We start from the raw sequence: 4,309 nt of genomic DNA on the forward strand, positions 1-4,309 counted from the left end.
CTTGAACCTTATCCATAACAGCGAGTGTTGCGCTCGTTGCGGATTTAATCAAGAGAGTGACTTATGCCGCGTTGCATTACTGCACCCAGTGAGCATTACAAGCTGGCTCTGGCCGTCTCCATGGGAGGCATGCTGGAGCTTTATGATTTCCTGATCTACGCCCTGATGGCAAGCTATATCGCGGAGCATTTTTTTCCTGCCTCGGATCAGCTGTCCTCATTGCTGGGAACCTATGCTGTCTTTGCCACAGGATACCTGACCAGACCGCTGGGAGGCCTGTTTTTCGGGCATCTCGGAGATCGGTTTGGCCGCAAGAAAACATTCACTCTGACCATTTTTCTCATGGCTTTGACCACTGCTCTGATGGGCTGTTTACCTACTTATGAAGAGGTTGGAGTTATTGCTCCACTGACGTTGGTTCTGCTCAGGCTGACCCAGGGGTTTTCTCTTGGAGGAGAGTTGCCGGGAGCCATCACTTTTCTCAGTGAAAGTGCGCCGCAACGACAGGGGCTAATGATCGGTATCCTATTTCTGGCCCTGATGATTGGCATCTCTCTGGGCACTTTTCTCAATGGTCTGTTAAGTATGCTGCTGGGTCAGGAAACTATGGCTCAGTGGGGGTGGAGAATCCCTTTTTGGATTGGTGGTCTGCTGGGGCTGGTCAGCTATCAGATTCGCAAGCGCTTCAATGAGTCCGGATTATTTGCTGCCCTGGATCAGGCCCGTCAGCAGTCAACTATTCCCCTTATCCTATTACTGCGAGAGCATCGGAAGGGGCTGCTCTGTGGTCTGTTGTTGATGGCGCTTTGCGGTGCCACGGTAACGGTTTATGGGGTCTATATGTCAAGCTACCTCTCTTCCATACTGGGTTTACCACAGGCTAATGTGGCTTGGCGCACGGCGGTTGCTTTTTTTATTCTTTCGCCCCTGTCGCTGTTAGCAGGCATTTTGACTGATATTGTCAACAAGAGGCTGCTGGCTATCTCTATGGCTCTGGTTGTGATTATTTTGTCATTTCCAGCCTTCCAGTATTTTCTTACAGAGGCTCCTCAGGTCCGGCACATTATGATGACCTGCGGATTATTTACTGCGGTCGCCTCAGGTCTGCTTCCTCCTATTATTGTCCGCTTTTTTCCAACAGAAGTTCGCTACACAGGCATTGCTACCTCATACAATTTTGGCTTTGCCATTTTTGGCGGGCTTGCTCCTTTGAGTTCGACACTGATCGTACAAATGACCGGTACTGCATTAGGGCCCGCATACTATCTGGCGGTCATCGGTACCATCAGTCTGATAGCTGTTCTGATTCCCTGGCCTGACTTCGATATGGCAAAAACGGAATGTCTTGATACAACACCAACGGAAAAAGGTTGAGATTGCAGAGCCGGGGATTTATGTTCGAGCATTCGTTAAAGCTTTAGGTTGCCCTGTGATGAGCGCAGACTCTCACCGGCATTTCAGCCCGTTGCGCTCGTTAGGAAGAAAAAGAGTTTCAACTATGGATAATAATGTGACGCTTGTCTCAATCAAACAAGGGCCTTTTTGGGTTGCAGGTTTGGTCCTGAGTCTGTCGCCGGCTTTGGCTTTGTCATCAACTCCCCATGAACAGTGCCTCCTGAAACAGGCTATGGAAGCCGATGGTCAGACCACCATGGCGGAGATAAGGGCTGTTTGCGGCAAACCCCACGAAGAAGAGGCACTGCCTCTGGTGGTTGATGATTCTGATAGGGTCCGGGAGACAGAGGAAAGTGCTTTTGATGAACGAGTTAAAGGTGAACGTCAGGCGTTTGATAATCGTTTTGTGATAACTCCCCATCGTCCCAATTATGTGCTTCCGGTTTCCTGGAACAGTCACGTTAACAAGGAGCCTTACAAAGCAATAGGTGAGGAACTGACATCAACCGAAATCAAGTTTCAGCTGAGTCTGAAAGCGCCTGTCTGGGAGGGTTTATGGAACGGTTACGGTAATGTCTATGTAGCCTACACTAACACCTCCTGGTGGCAGGCCTACAACAACAACTCTGCGCCATTCAGGGAAACGAACCACGAACCGGAAGTCTTTGCGGTACTTCCGGTCGATCGTTCGGTATTGGGTATGGATTTGTGGGCGGTAGTGGCCGGTCTGTCTCATCAATCCAATGGTCGGTCGGGCGGCCTTTCCCGAAGCTGGAATCGAGTTTACCTGAATTTCCTGCTGGAAAAGGGCAATTTTTACGTGAGCTTCAAGCCCTGGTATCGGATTCCCGAACCTGAAAAAGACCCAAATAACCCGAATGATACGGAGGGGGATGATAACCCGGATATTGAAAAGTACATGGGACATGGTGAGCTTCATTTTGGCTATAAACTGGATGAATACCAGATATCCATGATGCTCAGAAACAACCTGCGGTCTTCTGATAACAAAGGTGCGGTGCAACTGGGCTGGTCCTTCCCTCTTAGTGACCGTTTCCGGGGTTATGTCCAATATTTTAATGGCTATGGAGAAAGCCTGATTGATTACAATGCCAGTGTGAACCGGCTCAGCATTGGTGTGATGCTGACTGACTGGCTCTGATACTACCTTTTTACGAGAACTCGACTACACTGGAGCGTCAATCACCAATGACATGGGATGCTTCAGTATCTCTGTGATTCATCTTTCAATAGCATCGCAATTCTTTGTATATATTTTTTTGCAAGAGCGAAGCTATCCATCCAAAAAGAAATAATAAGCAGGAAATTCAATGAAATTAATTGTGGTTTCAGGCTCACAAACGTCAATGAAAACTGTTTATCTTAAAATGCTGGAAGAAGGTTACTCCTCATTAAATTTAGTAACGGCGTTATTATCGTTAAGGCTCCCGGAGCTATCACTCTAATGAAACGCTAGCTCTAAACAAGTGTACAAAACGGGAGGCTAGATGACATGGTAACAAATATTATCATAGCAGTATCAGTAGTATATCTTTATCATTGTTTTTTTGGATTGGTACCAGATAATCAACCAAAAAAGACTGAGACGGAGTTGGAAGTGGATCAATTTACGCAGCAACCTTTGCCTCAATCATTGCCTCAACTTATAAATAGAGGGGCAGGCATAGAAACACTGTATCGAACTTCCAGCTTAGAAAAAACAATCATCAAAGAGCTGGAGCATTCAGATGGGGAAACTTTTCCTGAAGACTATGAGTACAGATTATTCACTTTAAGTAGGGGGAGTATAAATATTAATGCTCTTTCTGAAGATGAACTGGATGAGATAAATAAAATCTTTTCCGTAATAAAAGACCAAATGATTGAGTTATCAATAGGTGATCCTAATCTTAATCAGGAACTAATAAAAGCTGCTGATATTGAGGCTGTATATGTGTATTCTTTTAGCCACAAAGCGGCTACTCTCAAATGCCTTACATCGAACGATATTTGCCAACCTGCTGATACCCAACACTCAACGCTTAATGCCGAACGCACAGCTCAAAGCAATGATGAAAGCTCAATGTTGGATGATTATAAAAACATGTTTTCATCCGAATGGATTCTTGAACAATCCGAAGCGAGGCTGGCAGGCTATCGGGAATCAACTCCCGCATTATACCTTGTTGGGGCAGACTTTAACGAGAAAAAAATATTACAGAAACAAATTTCTGATTTTATATCGCTGACCAGACTCATTAATAAAAATGAAGCATTTCCCACTATGGGCTTCAGAGCTGTATTAGTAATGACAGGTTCTAGTAAGAAGAATATTTATATTCAAGCTGCCGCAAAAAGCTACACTCTCAAATTTGATGCCGAACAATTATCAAATATGCTTAAAACCATGCCAGGCAAGCAAATATCAAATCTCACAGGGTTGGCTAAAAAACTCAATAAAAAAAATAACCCCTGATAGTTTGATGATATCACAGGCTGTTGTGACACAGGCGTAACTTATCGGGAATGACAGGTCGATTCTGGCCGGAATCGCGGGTTGCTCCGTTTCAGCCCTTAAATCGATTTACAGCTCATCAGTTTCATAACCCGTTCCATTTCATTGCACATCAAGGGCCTTTTCAAGGCTCGCTCTTCCGGCTGCTGCCAAAGCATAAAGATATAGCATCGCCATTCTTTATACATGTCTGTGCAAGAGCAAAGCCATCCATCCACAAAGAAATAATAACCAGAGAGTTCAGTAAACTTAATGGTGGTTTTAGGGTCTAAACATCAGTAAAAACTGTTTATCTTAAATCAATCTAGCAAGCCTGTTCCTAATTTTATTTAGTAATGGTGCTATTATCAGTCAGGCTCTCGGAGCAATTAATTAATCAAACGTCAGCTCTAAACAGGC

At 44.9% G+C, this 4,309-nt stretch carries 3 protein-coding genes; all 3 read left to right on the top strand.

Features of this window, described 5'->3' with window-relative positions; translation table 11 throughout:
* Positions 1-63: 63 nt before the first annotated feature.
* The 3 genes from KDK19_RS05270 (at position 64) to KDK19_RS05280 (ending at position 3,871) form a co-directional block, all read left to right on the top strand.
* Positions 64-1,374 carry an MFS transporter gene (locus KDK19_RS05270; protein WP_257274471.1) on the top strand — a complete coding sequence of 437 codons (1,311 nt, stop codon included), beginning with the start codon at positions 64-66 and terminating at the stop codon, positions 1,372-1,374.
* 124 nt (positions 1,375-1,498) lie between these two features.
* On the top strand, positions 1,499-2,557 hold the full coding sequence (locus KDK19_RS05275; protein WP_257274472.1) for a phospholipase A: 1,059 nt from the start codon (positions 1,499-1,501) through the stop codon (positions 2,555-2,557).
* 351 nt (positions 2,558-2,908) lie between these two features.
* Positions 2,909-3,871: a hypothetical protein gene (locus tag KDK19_RS05280; protein WP_257279780.1), complete on the top strand. Its 963-nt coding sequence runs from the start codon at positions 2,909-2,911 to the stop codon at positions 3,869-3,871.
* Positions 3,872-4,309 lie beyond the last annotated feature (438 nt).

The sequence above is a fragment of the Endozoicomonas sp. ONNA1 genome (genome assembly GCF_024606325.1).
GTDB lineage: Bacteria > Pseudomonadota > Gammaproteobacteria > Pseudomonadales > Endozoicomonadaceae > Endozoicomonas_A.

Bases quoted from the DNA above. Each gene is read 5' to 3' on its own strand.
- KDK19_RS05270 (WP_257274471.1), top strand. From the start codon at position 64: ATGCCGCGTTGCATTACTGCACCCAGTGAGCATTACAAGCTGGCTCTG.
- KDK19_RS05275 (WP_257274472.1), top strand. From the start codon at position 1,499: ATGGATAATAATGTGACGCTTGTCTCAATCAAACAAGGGCCTTTTTGG.
- KDK19_RS05280 (WP_257279780.1), top strand. From the start codon at position 2,909: ATGGTAACAAATATTATCATAGCAGTATCAGTAGTATATCTTTATCAT.